The 17,634-nt window shown below is 62.9% G+C and carries 17 protein-coding genes; 11 read left to right on the top strand and 6 right to left on the bottom strand.

What is annotated here, in order from left to right:
• The first annotated feature begins 154 nt into the window (after positions 1 to 154).
• Entirely contained in the window at positions 155 to 634 is a 480-nt protein-coding gene (gene tsaA, locus LT988_RS20160; protein WP_232407289.1) for a tRNA (N6-threonylcarbamoyladenosine(37)-N6)-methyltransferase TrmO, read from the top strand.
• Positions 635 to 794: 160 nt separating this feature from the next.
• Positions 795 to 2,927 (top strand): hypothetical protein, encoded by a 2,133-nt coding sequence (locus tag LT988_RS20165; RefSeq protein ID WP_232407290.1) that lies wholly within the window; start codon positions 795 to 797, stop codon positions 2,925 to 2,927.
• Positions 2,928 to 2,948: 21 nt separating this feature from the next.
• Here LT988_RS20165 and LT988_RS20170 read toward each other — a convergent pair whose 3' ends face one another.
• Positions 2,949 to 3,485, bottom strand: coding sequence for an apolipoprotein A1/A4/E family protein (locus LT988_RS20170; protein WP_232407291.1), 537 nt, complete (start codon positions 3,483 to 3,485; stop codon positions 2,949 to 2,951).
• 178 nt (positions 3,486 to 3,663) lie between these two features.
• The gene (locus LT988_RS20175) at positions 3,664 to 4,374 is read right to left on the bottom strand and encodes an SDR family oxidoreductase (RefSeq protein ID WP_232407292.1); all 711 of its coding nucleotides are present in this window, start codon (positions 4,372 to 4,374) and stop codon (positions 3,664 to 3,666) included.
• 261 nt (positions 4,375 to 4,635) lie between these two features.
• On the opposite strand from LT988_RS20175, the gene LT988_RS20180 reads away from it, so the two are divergent.
• Positions 4,636 to 5,436, top strand: coding sequence for a TIGR01458 family HAD-type hydrolase (locus LT988_RS20180; RefSeq protein WP_232407293.1), 801 nt, complete (start codon positions 4,636 to 4,638; stop codon positions 5,434 to 5,436).
• A gap of 256 nt (positions 5,437 to 5,692) precedes the next feature.
• On the opposite strand, the gene LT988_RS20185 is transcribed toward LT988_RS20180, so the two are convergent.
• Positions 5,693 to 6,217: a PD-(D/E)XK nuclease family transposase gene (locus LT988_RS20185; protein WP_232407294.1), complete on the bottom strand. Its 525-nt coding sequence runs from the start codon at positions 6,215 to 6,217 to the stop codon at positions 5,693 to 5,695.
• Positions 6,218 to 6,670: 453 nt separating this feature from the next.
• Here LT988_RS20185 and LT988_RS20190 point away from each other — a divergent pair, with 453 nt between their 5' ends.
• The 8 genes from LT988_RS20190 to LT988_RS20225 all read left to right on the top strand — a co-directional run bounded on the left by LT988_RS20190 (position 6,671) and on the right by LT988_RS20225 (position 16,209).
• The gene (locus LT988_RS20190; protein WP_232407295.1) at positions 6,671 to 7,129 is read left to right on the top strand and encodes a phospholipase D-like domain-containing protein; all 459 of its coding nucleotides are present in this window, start codon (positions 6,671 to 6,673) and stop codon (positions 7,127 to 7,129) included.
• 100 nt (positions 7,130 to 7,229) lie between these two features.
• On the top strand, positions 7,230 to 8,579 hold the full coding sequence (gene dndC, locus LT988_RS20195; RefSeq protein ID WP_232407296.1) for a DNA phosphorothioation system sulfurtransferase DndC: 1,350 nt from the start codon (positions 7,230 to 7,232) through the stop codon (positions 8,577 to 8,579).
• On the top strand, positions 8,576 to 10,621 hold the full coding sequence (dndD, locus tag LT988_RS20200) for a DNA sulfur modification protein DndD (RefSeq protein WP_232407297.1): 2,046 nt from the start codon (positions 8,576 to 8,578) through the stop codon (positions 10,619 to 10,621). Before dndC ends, dndD begins: the two co-directional genes overlap by 4 nt.
• Positions 10,622 to 10,624: 3 nt before the next feature.
• Positions 10,625 to 12,154 carry an FtsK/SpoIIIE domain-containing protein gene (locus LT988_RS20205; protein WP_232407298.1) on the top strand — a complete coding sequence of 510 codons (1,530 nt, stop codon included), beginning with the start codon at positions 10,625 to 10,627 and terminating at the stop codon, positions 12,152 to 12,154.
• Positions 12,151 to 13,296, top strand: coding sequence for an AAA family ATPase (locus LT988_RS20210; protein ID WP_232407299.1), 1,146 nt, complete (start codon positions 12,151 to 12,153; stop codon positions 13,294 to 13,296). Before LT988_RS20205 ends, LT988_RS20210 begins: the two co-directional genes overlap by 4 nt.
• Positions 13,297 to 13,312: 16 nt before the next feature.
• Complete coding sequence (locus LT988_RS20215) at positions 13,313 to 14,191, top strand: hypothetical protein (RefSeq protein ID WP_232407300.1); 879 nt, start codon at positions 13,313 to 13,315, stop codon at positions 14,189 to 14,191.
• A 381-nt stretch (positions 14,192 to 14,572) separates the two neighbouring features.
• Complete coding sequence (locus LT988_RS20220) at positions 14,573 to 15,511, top strand: Fic family protein (protein ID WP_232407301.1); 939 nt, start codon at positions 14,573 to 14,575, stop codon at positions 15,509 to 15,511.
• 281 nt (positions 15,512 to 15,792) lie between these two features.
• Positions 15,793 to 16,209, top strand: coding sequence for an OsmC family protein (locus LT988_RS20225; RefSeq protein WP_232407302.1), 417 nt, complete (start codon positions 15,793 to 15,795; stop codon positions 16,207 to 16,209).
• Positions 16,210 to 16,262: 53 nt separating this feature from the next.
• On the opposite strand, the gene LT988_RS20230 is transcribed toward LT988_RS20225, so the two are convergent.
• From LT988_RS20230 to LT988_RS20240, 3 genes are read right to left on the bottom strand one after another with little or no spacing between them, the layout of a single operon-like run.
• Complete coding sequence (locus tag LT988_RS20230; protein ID WP_232407303.1) at positions 16,263 to 16,829, bottom strand: hypothetical protein; 567 nt, start codon at positions 16,827 to 16,829, stop codon at positions 16,263 to 16,265.
• A gap of 60 nt (positions 16,830 to 16,889) precedes the next feature.
• Positions 16,890 to 17,159 (bottom strand): Txe/YoeB family addiction module toxin, encoded by a 270-nt coding sequence (locus LT988_RS20235; RefSeq protein ID WP_456300842.1) that lies wholly within the window; start codon positions 17,157 to 17,159, stop codon positions 16,890 to 16,892.
• Complete coding sequence (locus LT988_RS20240; RefSeq protein WP_232407305.1) at positions 17,156 to 17,422, bottom strand: type II toxin-antitoxin system Phd/YefM family antitoxin; 267 nt, start codon at positions 17,420 to 17,422, stop codon at positions 17,156 to 17,158. The genes LT988_RS20235 and LT988_RS20240 overlap by 4 nt, the downstream gene beginning before the upstream one ends.
• Positions 17,423 to 17,634: the final 212 nt, after the last annotated feature.

Here is a 17,634-nt window from a genome sequence, read left to right on the forward strand (position 1 = left end):
GCCGCGCTAGCTCCGACAACTGTGGGGTCTTCTGCGGTTTAAGATTCTGAAAAATATTCAATTTTAAACCGCGTCACGACAGCGATCGGAAAAAACCTCGAGCCCGACACACAATGAACGTTACGCATATCACTCTGGACGCGGTTTTGGCCCTATGAACATCGCATACAGCCCGATCGGCACCATCCATTCCCCCTTCGCCAAACCCACGGACATGCCGATTCAGCCGACCGGTGCGCTCGGTGTCCAGGGGACGATCGAGGTGCTCGAGGCATTTCGGGAGGGTCTGAAGGATCTCGACGGCTTCTCGCACCTGATCCTGCTTTATCACTTCCACCACAGCCGCGGATTCAATCTTCAGCCCGTCCCGTTTCTGGATCGAGAACCGCGCGGCCTGTTCGCGACCCGCGCGCCCAAACGTCCGAATTCGATCGGTCTGTCCGTCGTGCGCTTGGACAAGATCGAGGGCGGTCTGCTGCACATCACGAACGTGGATATCCTCGACGGAACACCGCTCTTGGACATCAAGCCCTATGTCCCGGCGTTCGATACACCGGAAGACGTGCGCACCGGCTGGTTCGGGAATGTCACCTCGGCGGTCGCCAACCACCGATCGGATGATCGGTTTCAGTAGGGTCGGAGGGCCTGGTTCGTCGTCGCGCGCGCACTATACTCGGGGATGTACAGGGACTCTCGCGGCCTCGGCGCCGTTTCGATGAGCCTTCGTCCGAGGGCCTTCGGAGTGGCTGCCGTCTGCCGCGGAGCGTTTGGACATCCGATACGCGGGGGCAGCGATGAGCACTCCGGGAGCGAAAGACGGCAGGCTGGCACGGCGGATCAGGTTCTACTGGGATTCGCCCGTGCGCAAGTTCATCTGGGACTCGCTCTTGCGGGTGCCCTGGCTGATTGCCTACAACGTCGGTGGGACCGCCGTTTTGGTGATCCTGTTCGCGGCGACCTCCCAAGGGCAGGATCTTCTGCGTCTCTCGGCCGAGCGCGGTTTCACGCTCGCCGATCTGGATTTTCTCTGGAACCTCTTGTTCCTGGTCGGCACGCTGGTCGGCTCCCTGTCGCTCTGGTACACCTCCCGGCTCACGCTGGGTGTCGAGTATCCCGGCTACCCGTTGGATCGCAAGTACGCGGCCTTCGGCCGCCGCTGGTGGCCGCGCGTCGTCGGTAGCCTGGTGCCGCTCGCGATCGGCTGGACCTTTCTGCAGATCGGCTCGGCGGTGCCGAGCAGCGAGACCTTGCTCGGATGGCTCTACCTCGGAATGGGTTTCGCGCTGTTAGTCTTCTACGTGGCGCGCAGGCCGATCTTCGGGGTGGACCGGGACGACATGATCCTGGACCTTGGCAATGCTGTCCCGCCAGCGCATCGACGCCGGGGGCGGGCCTTGCTGATCGCCGCTTTCGCCCTGGTTCCGCTCTTTGTGATCGCGCCGGTTCTGTTGCCGCAACTGCTCGTTGCACCCGCGATTGCCGTGCTCGGCGTCGTCGGGATCAGCCTGTTCGGCACCGCTGTCTTGACCTATCTGCCGATGTCCAACGGCGCGCCGCCGCTCACGCTCGCGATGCTGCTGTTGGCCCTGGTATCCGGCATCTGGAACGACAATCACGCGGTGCGCGTCGACGACGACCTGGAGAGCACACCCCGGCGGCCCACGCCTGTCGAGCAGCTCGCGTCCTGGCAACGGGTCCGATCCGGGAGTGCGGCCGAGCCGGAAACGGTGGTTCTGGTCGCCACCTCGGGCGGCGGCATCAGTGCGGCCTACTGGACTGCCTCTACGCTCGCCTATCTCGAGCACAAATTCGGTGCGCCGTTCGCGGAACGGCTCTTTGCCGTCAGCGGCGTCTCGGGCGGCAGCCTCGGCGCCGCGACCTATGTCGCTCTGAAGCGGGCCGGGCTGCCAACCGAACAGACCAATGTCTTGCTCGATCAGGTGCGCGAGGTGCTCGGCCACGACTTTCTGTCGCCGGTCGTCGCCGGGATGCTCTTCCCGGACCTGTTACAGCGCTTTCTGCCCCCGCCGATCGCGCTCGCGGATCGCCAGCGATTTCTTGAGCGTTCCTGGGAATCGGCCTTCGACGGCGAGGCGAGGGCGCTCTTCAAGGGCCCGTTCCAGGGTCTTTACTCCGGACCCGAGGCGGCAGCCCTGCCGAGCCTGCTGCTGAACACGACCATCGTCGAGACCGGTCAACGCGGTATCTTCTCGAACCTGCGCGTCGACGGACTTCCACAGGTGATCGATCTCCTGGAGCCGCGTTATGGTCTCGGCGACATTCGCACCAGTGCCGCCGCGGGTGCGAGCGCCCGCTTTACCTACGTCAGCCCCGCCGGCACGGTCCATGTCGAGGACGGCGAGAAGCTGCGGTTGGTCGACGGAGGCTATTTCGAGAACTCGGGTGCCGCCTCGATGGCCGATCTCATAACACTGTTGGTGAAGAAGGGCGCTGTTCTGAAACCCATCCTGATCATCATCGACAACGACACGACCGCACCGAATCTGTGTCGGCGCGACGGCAGTGTCGAACGGCTCCCGAGCGGAGGTGGCTTCAACGCCACCGTCAGTGAAGTCACGTCGCCCGTTGAGGCCTTGCTCGAGACCCGCTCGGCGCGCGGAGAGCTGGCCGAAGTCATCGCGGCGGATCTGGTCGAGGGCATCGGAGGAACCGTCATCGAGGTCCCGCTCGCCTCCGTGGTGCGAGCACGCCTTGCCGCTCTGGGAGCCGCCGACGCCGAGACCATCGCGGCAGTGGAAAGCCGATATGTGGAGCCGCCTCTCGGATGGTCGCTTTCGCAAGAGGTACGCGAAGGCATGGACAACACCCTGAGCAACGAACAGGGCGGCTTGGAGCTTCATTTCCGGTATCTGGCCATCGCGCTCGGCTTGGAGCAGGGCGAGGTGCCGCCCTGTGCCGCGCATTAGGACACGCGTTCTCGCAGGGTTTCAGAGGAGCTTCACCAGCGCGGCGATGGCGGCCACTTGGGCGAACATCAGCGGTACCAGCCATTTGAGCAGATCCAGCTTCACGTGTGCGATTTCTTTCTGCAGCCGGAGCTCGGTCGCATGCAGGTCGGCACGGATCTGCTCGATGTCTGCCTTGAGCTGGGCTCGGAGGTGTTCGATGTCGCCCTTGAGCTCGGCGCGGAGGTGTTCGATGTCGCCCTTGAGCTCGGCGCGGAGGTGTTCGATGTCGGCCTTGAGCTCGGCGCGGAGATGTTCGATGTCGATCTTCAACTCGGCACGGACTTGTTCGATATCACCTTGCAGCCGAAGCTCGGTGGCGCGCAGATCGGCTCTGACCTGCTCGATCTCTTTCTGCAGCCGCAGCTCGGCCTCGCGGACATGGCCTTGGGTGGCTAAGTCAGGCAGGTGCGGGTAGCGTTCCTCAAGACGCTCGAACGCCTCGGCGATGACGCGCGCACGGGTGCGGTCGTCGGGTGCCGTGGTGAGGGCTTCATAGAGTGCAACGCTTGAGCTCATGACGCGACGATACAACGGTATGTGGACGGCTGCAAGATCCTGCTCGGGACGGTCGTTTGGTCGGTTGCTCGCCTCGGATCAGCCCGCGCCTTCCGTCTCTCGAGGTAAACGCGAGCCGTGCCGTTCGCGGTATTTTCGACTGCTCGGGTCGCCGAACACCCAGGTCACCGAGCGCGGGCTACCAGGGGATCGGCTCTCCATGTCGGAAAAAGCCGCCGCTCGGACCGCCATCCGGGAGCGTAGCCGCCCAGACGATGCCCTCCGCGCCTTCCTCCACCGACAAGGGTGCCCGTTCGCCGCCCAGGTTCGTACGGACCCAGCCCGGACAGACAGCGTTGACCTTGATTCCGGTATCACGCAATTCGTCGGCGAAGATCCGGGTGAGCGCATTGAGCGAGACCTTGGAGAGCCGATAGCCCGGGCAGCAGCCGTTCATCTCGTCGAGCTGGCCCATGCCGGACGAGACATTGACCACGCGACCTCGGCCTTCCATCAAGGGGATCAGCACCTGGCAGAGCCGCAGCGGCGCCAGGGCGTTGGTCTCCATACCGCGGCGCACCGTCTCCAGGTTCGCGCGAAAGACGCTGGCCTCCTCTGTTCCGGGCTTCGGATCGGGGACGATCCCGGCGTTGTTGACCAGGACGTCCAGCCGGCCGATCCCGCGAACGGTCTCGACCAGGGCCTGAATCGACGCCTCGTCGGTCACGTCCAGAGGCTGGAAGCGGACATCGTGGCCGGCATCCGCCAGAGCCTGCGCGGCAGCGCGGCCTTCCGCCTCACGTCGTGCCGTAAGGATCACGGTATAGCCCATGGCCGCCAGTCGACGGCTGGTCTCGAGTCCCAGGCCGCGATTCGCACCGGTGACGACGGCGACGGGTTTTTCGGACATCGGATGCTCCTCCAGTGAAAGGCGAGACGCCGGCTGGATGCCAGGCTCGCGGGAACTTCGGCCAAAGCTTGTGCCCGGCTTCGACCCGTCAATGACCCAATTCGTTCGCATCGACGAGAAGCGGCCAAAGGCCCTTCTCTCGTGCCGCAGGCTAAACTTCAATATCGACCGGATCCGGGATGATCGACGGCGCCCGGGGTGTAAAACGCGTCATCCGAGGCCATAGATTCATGGACAAGCTCGTTCGTGGAGGCTATCCCGATGAACGCGATTCTGATCGATCTCGATGGTGTCTTGTATCAGGGCGATGAGCCGATTCAGAAGGCCGATCAGGCCATTGCCTGGGTCCGACGCCGCGCGATTCCGCACCTGTACGTGACCAATACCACCTCTCGACCCCGTGCGGCTATCGTGGACAAGCTCGCGCGGCTCGGCATCGCCGTGGAGGCGGACGAGATCCTCACGCCGCCTCTGGCGGCGAGCGCATGGCTCGCCGAGCGCGGCCTCTCGCGGGTGGCGCTGTTCGTGAATCCGGCCACTCGGGCCGACTTCACCGGCGTGACCCCTCTCCCGCCGGACGCCGAGGAGGGTGCCGAGGCGGTGATCCTCGGCGACCTGGGCGAGGATTGGGACTATGCGACGCTCAATCGCGCCTTCCGTCTCCTGATGGCCGAGCCCAGCCCGCAGCTGATCGCGCTCGGTATGACCCGCTACTGGCGCGCCCCGGACGGTCTGCGCCTGGACACCGCCCCCTTTGTCGCGGCCCTCAAGCACGCCACGGGCGTCGAGCCGATCGTGCTGGGCAAGCCTGCCCGACCCTTCTTCGAGGCGGCGCTGACCGCCCTGGGGAGCAGCGCCGCCGACACCCTGATGATCGGCGACGACATCCGCAGCGACATCGCCGGCGCGCAGGCCGCCGGACTCAAGACCCTGTTGGTGCGCACCGGCAAGTTCCGCCCCGCGGATCTCGACACGGAGATCCGCCCGGACGGTGTCATCGACTCGATCGCAGATCTACCCGCGTGGTGGCAGCGCGCCGATCCGGCGATGGCTCGGTCTTGAGAGACGCGATCCTCGCCGCCCGCCAACGCCGCGCTCCGTCGGCGTCCCGTGTGCTCGGGACGGAATCACCGCCATGCCCCATGTGGACCTGATCTCGAAGTGAGCTCGTGGCACCCGCTCCGCGGTGTCACGCATGCCCCGTGGCGCTCTGCGCCACGTGCCACGACGGCCCGGGTCACGAACACTCGCCGCGCCGCGTCAAGGGCCGCGACCTCGTCAGCCGTGCGTAACGAAAGCCTGGCGTCGAGGTTGAACGCTAAACATCCTTCTGTTTCAGCAGCGCTTTGAGACGTTCGACCTCGGCGAGGGCAGCTTCCTTGGCTTGGAGTGCGGCTTCCTTGGCCCGTCGCTCTGCTTCCTTTGCAGCCCGCGCCTTGTCGAGCTCACGTTGGATCCCCCGCTGCTGACGCAGGAATTCCTGACGCGCCTGATAGGCGTGATAGGCGCGCTCTTTCTCGGAGAAGGCGTTCAAGGTACTCATGGCTTGCCTCATCTCGGCGGTGTGCATCCAGTCGGGCAGCGTAGCCTCATTGAAGCGCTCGGCTTCCTTGAAGAATTTTAGCCAACGTTCACGCTCGATTTCGACCTGTGCGGACGCAAATTTGTCGGAAAAGGCCTCGCGCTCGTTGTACGGATTGAGGGTCTCGACCTCTGTGATCGGAGCGGGCAGATCGTCGACCAGCACGGCGTTAAGAAAGTGGATCAACAGGGGGCGGTTGTCCTCGGAGCCGAGCAGGGCCTTGAAGACGCAGTCGACTCTGGGATCAATGGGATGGCGCATGGGGCGAGTCTAAGGCGCCGAACCCGTGTTTACAAATCGTGTCCGCTCGGTTCGTCTCCCAACCCCGGGATCGTCGACTTGCAGTCGACTCGGCGGCCGTCAGGTCGGCGCCGTGTGCAGATGACCACGCTGCGACCGATTGCGCCCGGCCAAACCCAGTACGCATACCGCACCCCATGATCCTACCGCCCGTTCCGGATCGCATCAATTGACTGCACCCGAGGACGAAGTTTGGCACAATGCCCATCGACCCAAGCCGAGCCGGCGGCTGTTCAAGAGCGGATGGAACTGCGATGGCCCCGAAAACGAAAACCCTGTGGCCACCCGATCATGGCCTGTCTCCATATCGTGCATCGCACGGCGGCAGCGAAGGCGCGGGCGACGGGTTCAGCGCGTCCTGCTGCATCGGCGCCCGGATCATGACGGCTTCACCGGATGCATCCCGGATCCCCGGTGCCGAACCTGACGCACATCCCGCTCAAGCTCACCTACCGCACTGGTCGCGACGACCTGGTGCACGACTTCTTCGTCCCCTGTCTCGAAACCGCAGTGCTCTACCGCCGCGCGGCGGGCTACTTCACCAGCGCCGGGCTCGCCCTCGCTGCCCGCGGAGTCGCAAGTCTGGCGCTTCGGCGCGGACACATGCGCCTGGTCGTCTCCCCGCACCTGGGGCCCGACGACTGCGCTGCCCTGGAGCGTGCCCAAGAGAACCCCGCGGCCGTTCTACGCACCATCGCCGCCCGCAGCCTGGCGGAGATCGAAGACGCTCTAATCAAGGACCGCCTCAACGCCTTGGCCTGGCTCGCCGCTTCCGGACTGTTGGAGATCAAGCTCGCCATGCGGTTATCCACCAGCGGTTATGCCTGCGGAGTCGATGCATTGAGGGCAGTGCGAACGCCTCGTCTGACATGAGTTGATTGAGTTGAGTTACGGACGCGGGCGAAACCTCAACTCGTCTAGCCGATTCCTGAGTAAAATCACCTGACACTGCAAGATCCGAGGATGAGCATTAATGCACGCCCCAATGAACTTAAGATCGGATCGGGTTCTGGTCGACGAGCACGTCGAGGAAACCGAGGACTTACTTCATGGGCACTATTTCGCCGATGAGCGCCCGTGGGTGGTCGCATACTCCGGCGGAAAGGACTCGACGCTGGTCCTTCAGTTGGTCTACGACTTGGTCCTTAAGCTCGGCGCAGGGGCGCAGAAGCCGATATACGTCGTCGCGTCCGACACGCGTGTCGAAGCACCCAACGTCGAGGAGTATCTCGCCGATCGCCTGGCGCGGTTAGCCGGACATGCGCGAGCCAACGGTATTCCCGTGTATGTGCACCGGGTTCAGCCTGCGCCTGAGCAGAGCTTTTGGGGAAATCTGATCGGCAAGGGTTACCCGTCGCCGACGCGCTGGTTCCGGTGGTGCACGACCAAGATGAAGATCAAACCCTCACGGGCCGTGATCGACGGCATTGTGCGGGACCACGGCGGAGTCGTTCTCCTCCTGGGAACCCGTTTGGATGAAAGCGCTAGCCGCGCACATCGGATGGAAAGTCGGGCCACCAACAGCCGCGGCCTAAATCCGCACGGCGAGATCCCGGATGCCCTGGTGATGACACCGATCGCGGACTGGTCGACGGACCAGGTTTGGGAGTATCTCTTTACCCATAACCCGCCGCCCTGGGGCGGTACCCACGACTTCATGCTCGACCTCTACCGGCAGGCGAGCGGCGGCGAGTGCCCGGTGGTCTTGGACCTCAACACGCCCTCGTGCGGGGGAAGCCGATTCGGGTGCTGGACCTGCACCGTGGTCAAAGAGGACAAGTCGATGCGCGGGTTCATCGACTCGGGCGCGGCCTGGATGCAGCCCCTGAATGAATTCCGCAACTGGCTCAAAGCGATTCGTGAAGACCACAGCAAGCGCGACGGCATCCGTCGCAACGAGTCCATCGGCCCCGGCCCCTTCAGTTCGGAAACCCGCAAACTGATCCTGCGGCGACTCTTGGAACTTGAGAACACCGTCGGTCGCCGACTGATCGAAGACGCAGAGATCGCTTACATCCAGCAACAGTGGACCGAGAAGTTCGACGTCACTGACAGCGCATTGGCCATCGCCAGAGAGTACGGAAGGGAGGTTGGAGCCTTGAGCCTCACGTCAGAAGATCTATCCAGGGACCTCGCGCTCATCGAGGATTTGGCCCCCAGGTTCGAGGTCCAGAGCATCTGGGCCACGGACCTTTATAGCCTGGTCACCGAGCGTTACCTGTCCCTCGACAGCCCCAGCAGTCATCAGCAGCTCCTGGACGATGTGATCAAGGTCGTTGAGAACGCCGTCCGGCAGGCCGACAGGACCGAGCCGGCCCCATGATCTTCGAGAACATCCGACTCACCAACCTGTTTTCCTATTACGGGGATCAGGACATCGACCTGAGCGCCCCCGAGCCCGGCCGCAACGTCTGCCTGATCATGGGCCGCAACGGCTTCGGCAAGACCAGCCTGCTCAACGGACTTAAGCTCCTCTTTACCGGCGTCCATTACGAGCCGTTGCGGCGCGCGGTCCAGCGCTCGCGTATGCCCACGGTCAAGCAATACGTGGTGGGTGCCGGTGACGACTGGTGGGGCATCATGAACCGACGGGCGCGCGGCGAGGGTAAGACCCGCTGCGCTGTTCGACTGATCTGGGGCGAGGACAGCGGCCAGGTCACTGCGGAGCGGAGCTGGCGCATTGAGGGTGGGAGTTGGGACGGCGAGGAGTCTCTGACCGTCACGACCGCCGCCGAGACCTTCACGGACGAGGCGGCTCAGGAGTTTCTCGACCGTCGCTTGCCACGGGATTACGTGTATTTTTTCCTGTTCGACGGCGAGCAGATCCAGGAGTTGGCGGAGGCCAACCGGGACGTACAGCAGCGCCAGATGGAGCGTCTCCTAGGGATCGGTGCCATCGAGGCGCTGCGGGCGACGCTAACCCAAGCCATAAGCCGCTGGGAGCATAACGACCTGGACCCGCAAGCCCGGGCAGACCTGGAGCGTCTTGAGGGGGAAGCCCGCGGGATCGAGGCTGAACTTGCGGCCCTGGACGGGAAGCGGGCCAACCTGGAAGAGGAGATCGAGGGCGACACGGACGCGCTGCGCCGCATCCGCCGCCGCATCGAAGGACTGAGTAGCTTCGTCCACCGCCACGACGAGGCGCAGCTCAAAGAGACCCGTGAACGCATTCAGGCCCAGCGGGCCGAGGCGCTGGACCGGATCTCGGCCCAGATCCCGCGGGACATCGCGCTCCTGGTCAATCCGTCCCTGATCGGGGGGGCACTGGAACGGCTGGACCGAGTCCTTGGCAGCGACGCCAATTCCCGGACCCGAGTCTTGGAATCACTTCTAGAAGTTTTGCCAGGGCGACTTTTCGATCTGCCCGAGTTCCCGGACCCCGACATCCGCGACGGTCAGCGGGCCTATTATCGCTACAAGTTGGTCCGTCTCCTGGAGCAAGAGGCGGAAGCGACCGGCGATACCATGGACCCTTCTTTCGCGCCAGATCCACAAGCGGCCTCCGCCTCCCGGGACCAGCTCGCCCCCTACGCCCAAGCCGACGCACTTCGCTCGGCCCGGGCGGAGGATCTGCGCCGCCTGCAAGGATTCACCGCCGAGTTGCGTCAGTTGGAGGCCGATTTGCTGAACGTGGGGGCGCTCTCTGACGAGGAGCGGGCGCGCTATGACCGGTATGTGGCGGAGCGAGATGAGTTGGAGCGTGGCCTGGACAGCAAGAAGAAACGGAACACAGAAATCGAGTCGGAATCCGCCGGCCTGCAACGGAGGCTAGCCGAGGCCCGCAGCCGTGCGGAGCAGACCAAGACCAAGATCGGTAAGAATCAAGTCACGGAGGACAAGATCGCCACTGCCCGCCGCTTGGGAGGTCTATTCGCTGACCTCAAGAGTGCTCGCAAGCAGGCTCAACGGGAGGAATTGGAGGCGGCAATCAACCGCCACTTTCGGGTGCTGATGACCTCCCACCACCTCATCGACCAAGTAGCGGTGGACGAGGACTTCGGGCTGCGCTACCTGGATCGGGATGGACGGCCAATCGGCATGGGTAGCCTATCTGCTGGCATGAAACAGCTTATGGCAACCGCACTGTTGTGGGCGCTCAGCGAGGTCTCCGGAAAGCAGGTTCCATTGGTGGTCGACACCCCCCTGGCCCGTATCGACCTGGCCCACCAAGAGGCCATCCTACGCCACTACTACCCCAATGCCGCGGCCCAGGTCATCGTCTTGCCCACGGACGCGGAACTCGATGCCCGCAAACTCCAACTCATTGCCGGGCATGTCTACCGTGCCTACCGCCTGACCAATCCCGACGGCGAGCACACGGTTCCCGAACCGGTGACTATGGCCGAGCTGATCCAGGGGATTTGACCCATGGCTGATCTCTATACCGATGCCCGCGACGAGCAGACCATTGAGGACGTCCTCCTTCATGGGCTGGGCACACCGCGCGCCCCGAAACTGCGCGTCCTGCGCATTGCCCTGGCACGGTCGCTACAGATCCCCACCCCGCCCGCGGAGGATCTGGACGGCAGCGGCTTGGGCGGCAGCGAATATGCCCTGGCCCGGATCACGGGCGCTGGGCTCCCGGCGGACGAGGAGGGCCGTCAGGACTATGATCTGGCGATGCGCGCGCTGCTGAGCGTCTACCACGGCGAGGACATGTTCCAAGGGGATGAGTCGGAGCGGCGCTACCGTAATTACCTGCAACGCCACGTCCGCCGGGGCTTACAGGAAATTCGCACCACCTGGCGCCCGGGCCACGACTTCCACGGTTTCCTTTACCACGAGCTGTTTGTTGGTGCGGTGCCCCGTCCGCCGCGCGCGGACCTAGGGCAGGAGATCCTCGCTGGCCTTCGCGAGATCGGCGTCTCGGCCCAGATCCGCGGTGTCGAAGATGGGCCGCGTATCAGCCGCTACCGGGTTTATCTGGACGATGTCAATCACTACGACCGGGTCAAGCGAGGTCTCGATAAGCTCGGTCTTCACCTGGGTCTGTCCACGCGCCAAGGCATACTCCTGCAAGAAGACGAGGACCGGGAGCGCGAGGCCCGGGTGCTGGCCCTGGACGTGCCTCGCCCGCGGGAGACCTGGCACACGGTGCCCGGCACCCGGCTCCGGGATTGGGCAACACAGGCGACGGATGTGCCGATCCTTACGGTCTGGCCCGGCGTGGACGTACTGGGGGCGCCGGTGCACTTCGACTTGGCCGCAGCGCCTCACCTGCTGGTGGGCGGGACGACGGGCAGCGGCAAGAGCGTCTGTTTGCACGCCCTGCTTCTGTCCCTCCTCTGGCGGCTGGGGCCGCAGGATCTTCATCTCACTCTGATCGACCCAAAACGGGTCGAACTCGCCCACTACGCGGCCTTCCCACACTTGATGGGCGGGAAGCCCCTGGAGAATATAGGCGAAATCTTGGAGGCGCTGGATGACTTGGTGGATGAAATGGAGCGCAGGACTGTTCTTTTGCGCCAGCACGGGGTCGCGAACCTTGCCGAAGGTCGCGAGCAGGGACGAATCGACCTGCCCTACGTGGTCGTGGTGGTCGAGGAAATGGCGGATCTGCTGTTCCAGTCCCGCGAGGTCGAGTCGCCCCTGATACGCCTGACCCAGAAGGCGCGGGCCGCCGGCATTCATCTGGTACTCGCCACCCAGCGCCCGGACGCCGAGACCTTTAGCGGCCTTTTGCGCAGCAACGTACCGGGTCGTATCGCGCTTTCCGTCCGTACCGCTGCCGAGTCGAAGATCATCCTCGACGAAACCGGTGCAGAAAAACTGCTCGGCGCCGGCGATATGCTGCTGCGGCCCCAGGCCGGCGCCGCGGCCCGCCGCGCCCATGGAGTGAGGGTTGGAAGCGACGACATCCGGATTTGTCTGCAAAGCGTCCGCGGGAGGACCCAATGAGCGACATGACCGTTTACGAGTTTCAACCACTCTGGTTAACCCTGGACCGGGTCGGTCCCTTTCAGGGCACGCCCTACGAGATTGACTTCACCGACGAGCAGGACCGCCCCTGCAACATCTTCCTTTTGATGTCAGAGAATGGACGGGGCAAGACAACGGTGCTGGATTGTATGGCACTGCTGATGCGCCAACTGGGCGAGGCCGATCCACATCGGTTCGGGCAGGAGGACGTGGATGAGGGTCAGGGGCGGGTCCAGCTTGATGTGCTGACCCGGGTCTATTGGCAGGGTAGCGACCGTCGCATCGTTCTTTCACTGCTGGCAGGCGCCATTGGCGAGGAGACCTTCCTCAAGGTCTGGGATGACTCGGATCTCAAGCGTTACGGGGCGCAGGACTGGCATCGAACCGGATTCAGGCAACGGGCGCGTGGGCGCCTGGTGGAGGTCGATCCTCGGGACGATCTTGTTCAAGACCTTCGGCATACGTTGATCGACGCAACCCGGCTAGCACCGGAGGGCTACGCTAACTCTACTTTGAGTCTGCCTACGGCCCTGCTTTTCCCCGCCTACCGGGATATTCCGCCAGTGCTTGGGCTCGATGAACGGCCGATAATCCAGCCCGAACACTGGGGTTACCGTTCAGCTCAGGAGTTTGCCGCCCATGGGACGCACTGGACCGCTTCTTTGGATAACCTGCTCGTCTGGCTGATGTGGTTGAACAATGGCAGCTATGACAGCGCGGTGAAGACGGTGAATGAAACGGTTTTCGGGGCGTCTCCGGATAAGTTCCTGGCAGCTGAGATTCGCCGGGTTCCGCCCGAGGCGGTCGTCCATAGCGGGGGGCAAACCCACCGTCTGGACCGGCTCTCCAGTGGAGAAAAGAACCTAGTCCAGCTCTTTCTGCGTATCGGCGCCCACGGTACCCGCAATACCTGGATTCTGGTGGACGAGCTTGATGTCCACCTGCATGTACGCTGGCAACATAAGGCTCTGAATCTGATGAAGGCCCAGGTCCGTCAGCAGCCTGGCACAACGGTCATCGCAGCAACTCACTCGGTCGAGATTCTTGAGGCTTTCCCGATGGATATCCGCGAGGAAGGCTTGATAAAGGGCGGCTGGATAATCGAGGAAGACCTGCGCTAGCAGGCAAGGCGGGGGCATGAGCGGATTCAAGATGAAGCAGTCGGATCAGTTGGTCCTCAAGCAGCGCGGCGGGGCGGTGGTCTTTCTGGAGTCTGAGGAGGACTTCCAGATTGTCGCCAAGCGTTGGTTTTTTGATGAAGGTCAAGAGGTCTTCTTCCAGCCCGCCGATACTTACGAACAGGGGACTGGTGGAGGCGGCTGCAAAGCTGTCATTGATCTGGTCGAGCAGGCTAGGGTTAATGGGATTAACGCATTCGGCCTTGTGGATCGAGACGTGCTCCTAAATGATCACAAATGGCCCCTGTGGTGGCAGGACCAGGATGTGGAGTTTCTCTCGGCTCGCCCCTACGGCGACAACATTCGTGTCCTGTTGCGTTGGGAGCTTGAGAACTACCTGCTGGACCCGGACGCCATGGCTACGGTGGCCAACGACACGAGGATGATTTCGACGCACACGGTGGACTCGGCAACGGCATTCTGCCTGAATTGCGCCGACGAGTTAAAAGATAGGTCCGCCACAACCGTCGCTGCTATTGCAGCCAATGTGCCCTCCCCGGCGGTCGGATTCGGGTGCAACCCGATGCGTATTGGCGCAGCCCTCACAGGTGAATTACAGCAGTTTCTGGCGAAGCAAGGGGTTACCAACGCTGCGGCCGTTCTCCTGGATCATCGTAAACGCATCGATCGATTTGATGCTCCCACGGCTCCCGCGTTAAATCGTTGGGAGCGCCTCGTCCGCATGCTGGACGGCAAGGCCGCTCTCAAATACGTTAGCCATCGAACCGGAATCCGCTTCGATGAAAGACGTGCAGAAATAGCTCGTCGGATGCGCGAGCAAGGCGCTGTTCCGCCCGAGTTGCGTGGCTACGTCGAGGAATTCAAGAACGCGGCATAATGCATAAGCATCAACGCTCCACCGTGATGGTCTGGCTGCGCTCCACAATATTCGATGCCGTCGTCGGTCAGTTTGGTCCATCCCGCCTTTTTCGATCGCTTCGGTGGTACGCGCCCTCCGCGGCCTCAGTTGACAGAGGCACGCGCTTCGACATGGTTAATCGCCGACAGTACCTCCGGCATGAGGAAGATCACGGTGGCCGCGATCAAGAGTCTTTGGGGCGCGGCGGCAGACCAGGTAGGTCCGGCTGCAAACAACTGTCTGTAGACGTGGCATAGCTCCTAACGCTGGTCTTTGACCAGTGACCAGAACCTCCTCGCCGCCTTTCGTAATTACCCTGGACATCGTCGCTGATGTCGCCGAGATCTGGGGCGCTCCGCCGTGGCGACCGAGTCAGCCGGTGCACTGCCCCTGCGGCGCGTCAACCGGACTCGGACCATTCATGGGTCATTGGCGATCGAGGGCAACACCCTGAGTGAGCAGCAGATCACCGCGATCCTGGAAGGCAAGCCTGTGATTGCGCCGCCTCGCGAGATCCAAGAGGTCAGGAACGCGCTCCTGGCCTACGAGCATTTTCCGTCTTGGAATCCGGCGAGCGAGGAGGATCTGCTCGTGGCCCATGCCCTTCTGATGAGGGGTTTGGTGGGGCATCCAGGTGCCTATCGACATCGGGGTGTCGGCGTGATGTCGGGCGATCAGGTTGTTCACATGGCGCCACCGGCCGATCGCGTGGCGATCTTGATGGGGGAGCTTCTGGCCTGGCTGAGCAGGGCTGAGGTCCATCCGCTCATCGCCAGTTGTGTCTTTCACTACGAGTTTGAGTTTATCCACCCGTTCGAAGACGGTAACGGACGGCTGGGCCGCTTATGGCAGACCGTGATCTTGAGCCGGTGGAATCGGTTGTTCGCCGACCTGCCCGTCGAGAGCATCATTCATGCGCATCAACAGGACTACTACCGAGCGCTAGCTGACAGCAACGATGAGGGTGCGTCGACCTTGTTCGTCGAGTTCATGCTCGGGGTGATTCGGGAGGCAGTGATGTCCGCCTCGACCGAACAAGGCACCGAACAAGCTACCGAACAAGTTCTGAACCTGTTGGCGCGGATGGGTGAGGGCGACTACTCGGCCAAGACGCTGATGGCGCTCATGGGGTTGTCGCATCGGCCGACCTTTCTCTACGACTATTTGCACCCTGCGCTTGACGGTGGATGGCTTGAGCTGACACGTCCGGAGACACCGAAAAGCCCCAAGCAGCGGTATCGGTTGACGGCCTCGGGGCGGCAGCTTCTATTGGAGCTCGGGCTGCGTGACGGAGGGTGAGCTTAAGGTCCGATGTCGGTTTGGATCGGAGGTGTCGACCCTGCCGCCATGGTCGCTTCGACGCTTGGCGGTCGGGGCGCGGAGCGCCGACAGATCCGTGACACCGCGGAGCGGATTTCACGAGACGGTTTGACCGGCAACGATGGTCGACGTCCTTCTCCGTGGAGGCTTATCAGAGTTGGTCGCCTTGCCAACTACCCTGCTCGCACTATGCTTTCTTATGGGGGCGACGGGCAAGCCTCCGTCACCCATGGCGAGGTGCAATCACAGGAGACGTCATCATGCCAGTCGCGATAACGCGCTATCAGGGTGGTATGTTGTTCGAGACGGAGGTGGGAGGGCAGCGGATCGTCACCGATGTCACCCCGCCCATGGGCGGCAAGGGACGTGCCCCGGCGCCGCCCGATCTGTTCGTGGTGTCGCTCGGTGCCTGCGTTGCGGCCTTCGTTGCCCATTACTGCGAGCAACAAGGGATCGATACCAGCGAGCTGACGGTCGAGACTGCCTTCGAGAAGACGGACAAGCCGGCCTTTTTGACCGATTTCCGGGTCGACGTGAAGCTCCCTCATGGAGAGTGCGGAGACCGTCATGCGGCGGTTGAGCGCGTCGCCGATCATTGCATCATCCACGAAACACTGCATCACCTGAAGGCCCTTGAGATCAACATTCTTGACCGGAAGGATCTGGCTGGTGCCTGACCTTTAGTGTCTTTAGTGTCTAAGTTCCGTGTCCGATGCTTTCAGTCGGGATTTCAATCTCGACCGCTTCGATCGGAACGAGGGTCCGTCGCGCTGCCGAGCGACCTGGCGGAACCTGGCCCGTCAAACAGCCGGATCCGGGGCCCCACGACGGCCTGCGCCTGTGGTAGCGTCACGGGAGGTCCGATCCGGCAGTCGAAGTAGGCCACGACACAACGCAAGGAGTGCAGATTGGAGCCGGCAGTGCCGTCGAGGCGCCAGATGGATTCCTGAAACAAGGGGTCCGAGCAATTGAAGCCTGTGATGAATGTCGGGATTCGTGTGATGGGATCCCGCAGCAGACTGTACCGCTCGCCGATGACTCGGAAGTTGCCGGTGCTGCTCCATTGGGGTGACTCCGAAACCGTATCGATCTCCAGCTCGCAATAGGGCTCGAATCGGTCGACGCCCGACACCTGACGGCCGCCTTGGAACCACGCGCGCGCCGAACCCGCCGAGATCTCGATCGGCTCCGGAATCTGGATCTCGGTCCCGACCCAAACCCCGGCGCCAGGCCCATGAGCGCAGCCTCCAATCACGGCCGCCATCAGGACGCTCAGTGCGCCCGGCCGGTGCTTCATGACTCGGTCCTCCGGCGAAAGTCAGGTTTGACGGGTCAACGGCCGAGGTCGTTCGCTGGTTCAGCCGTCGTAATGAAAACGACAGGCGATGATGACCAGCTCGGTGTCGGTCGCGCGGTAGACCAGGCGATGCGTGTCGTCGATGCGGCGCGACCAGTAGCCTGAAAGATTGCCGCGCAGGGGCTCGGGCTTGCCGATCCCGGCGAACGGCTCGCGAGCGGCGTCCGTGATTAGAGTATTGATCCGTTTCAGCGTTCTTCGGTCTTGTTGCTGCCAATAGAGGTAAGCATCCCACGCGTCGGGGACGAAGCGGATCCTGCGCACGATCAACCGCCGTCCGCGTCGAACAAGGTTCGCGGCTGGGCCTCTCCCGCCTGATCCTGCCGAATCGCGCGGGCCAATGCCTCGGCATTGGCGGGTGTCGAGAGAAGATGCAGGGTCTCTACCAGGTTGTTGTAGTGGTCGAGGGACATCACCACGGCATCGCCTTCGGCATCTCGACGGCTGATAATGGTCACGTCGGCATCTCGAACGACATCATCCAGCACGGATTTCAGGGCGTTGCGCGCATGGGAGTAGGTGACGACTTTCATGGCATTAAACCTGTTCAGGAACTTGAACAAGTGTAGCATCCTAGTGGAGCGGTGCAGAGATTCCGACACCGTCCGAGATCATTTTCGTTGTCGTCATCGCATCGATGGTCGATGACGACAACGCAACGACAACGAACGGTCTTGACATATCTGCCGTGCTGCACTGGATCCGGCAGTTCAACTCCTTCGATCCGGAATCCTCCCGACAATCT

The organism is Thiocapsa bogorovii (assembly GCF_021228795.1).
Lineage (GTDB): Bacteria > Pseudomonadota > Gammaproteobacteria > Chromatiales > Chromatiaceae > Thiocapsa > Thiocapsa bogorovii.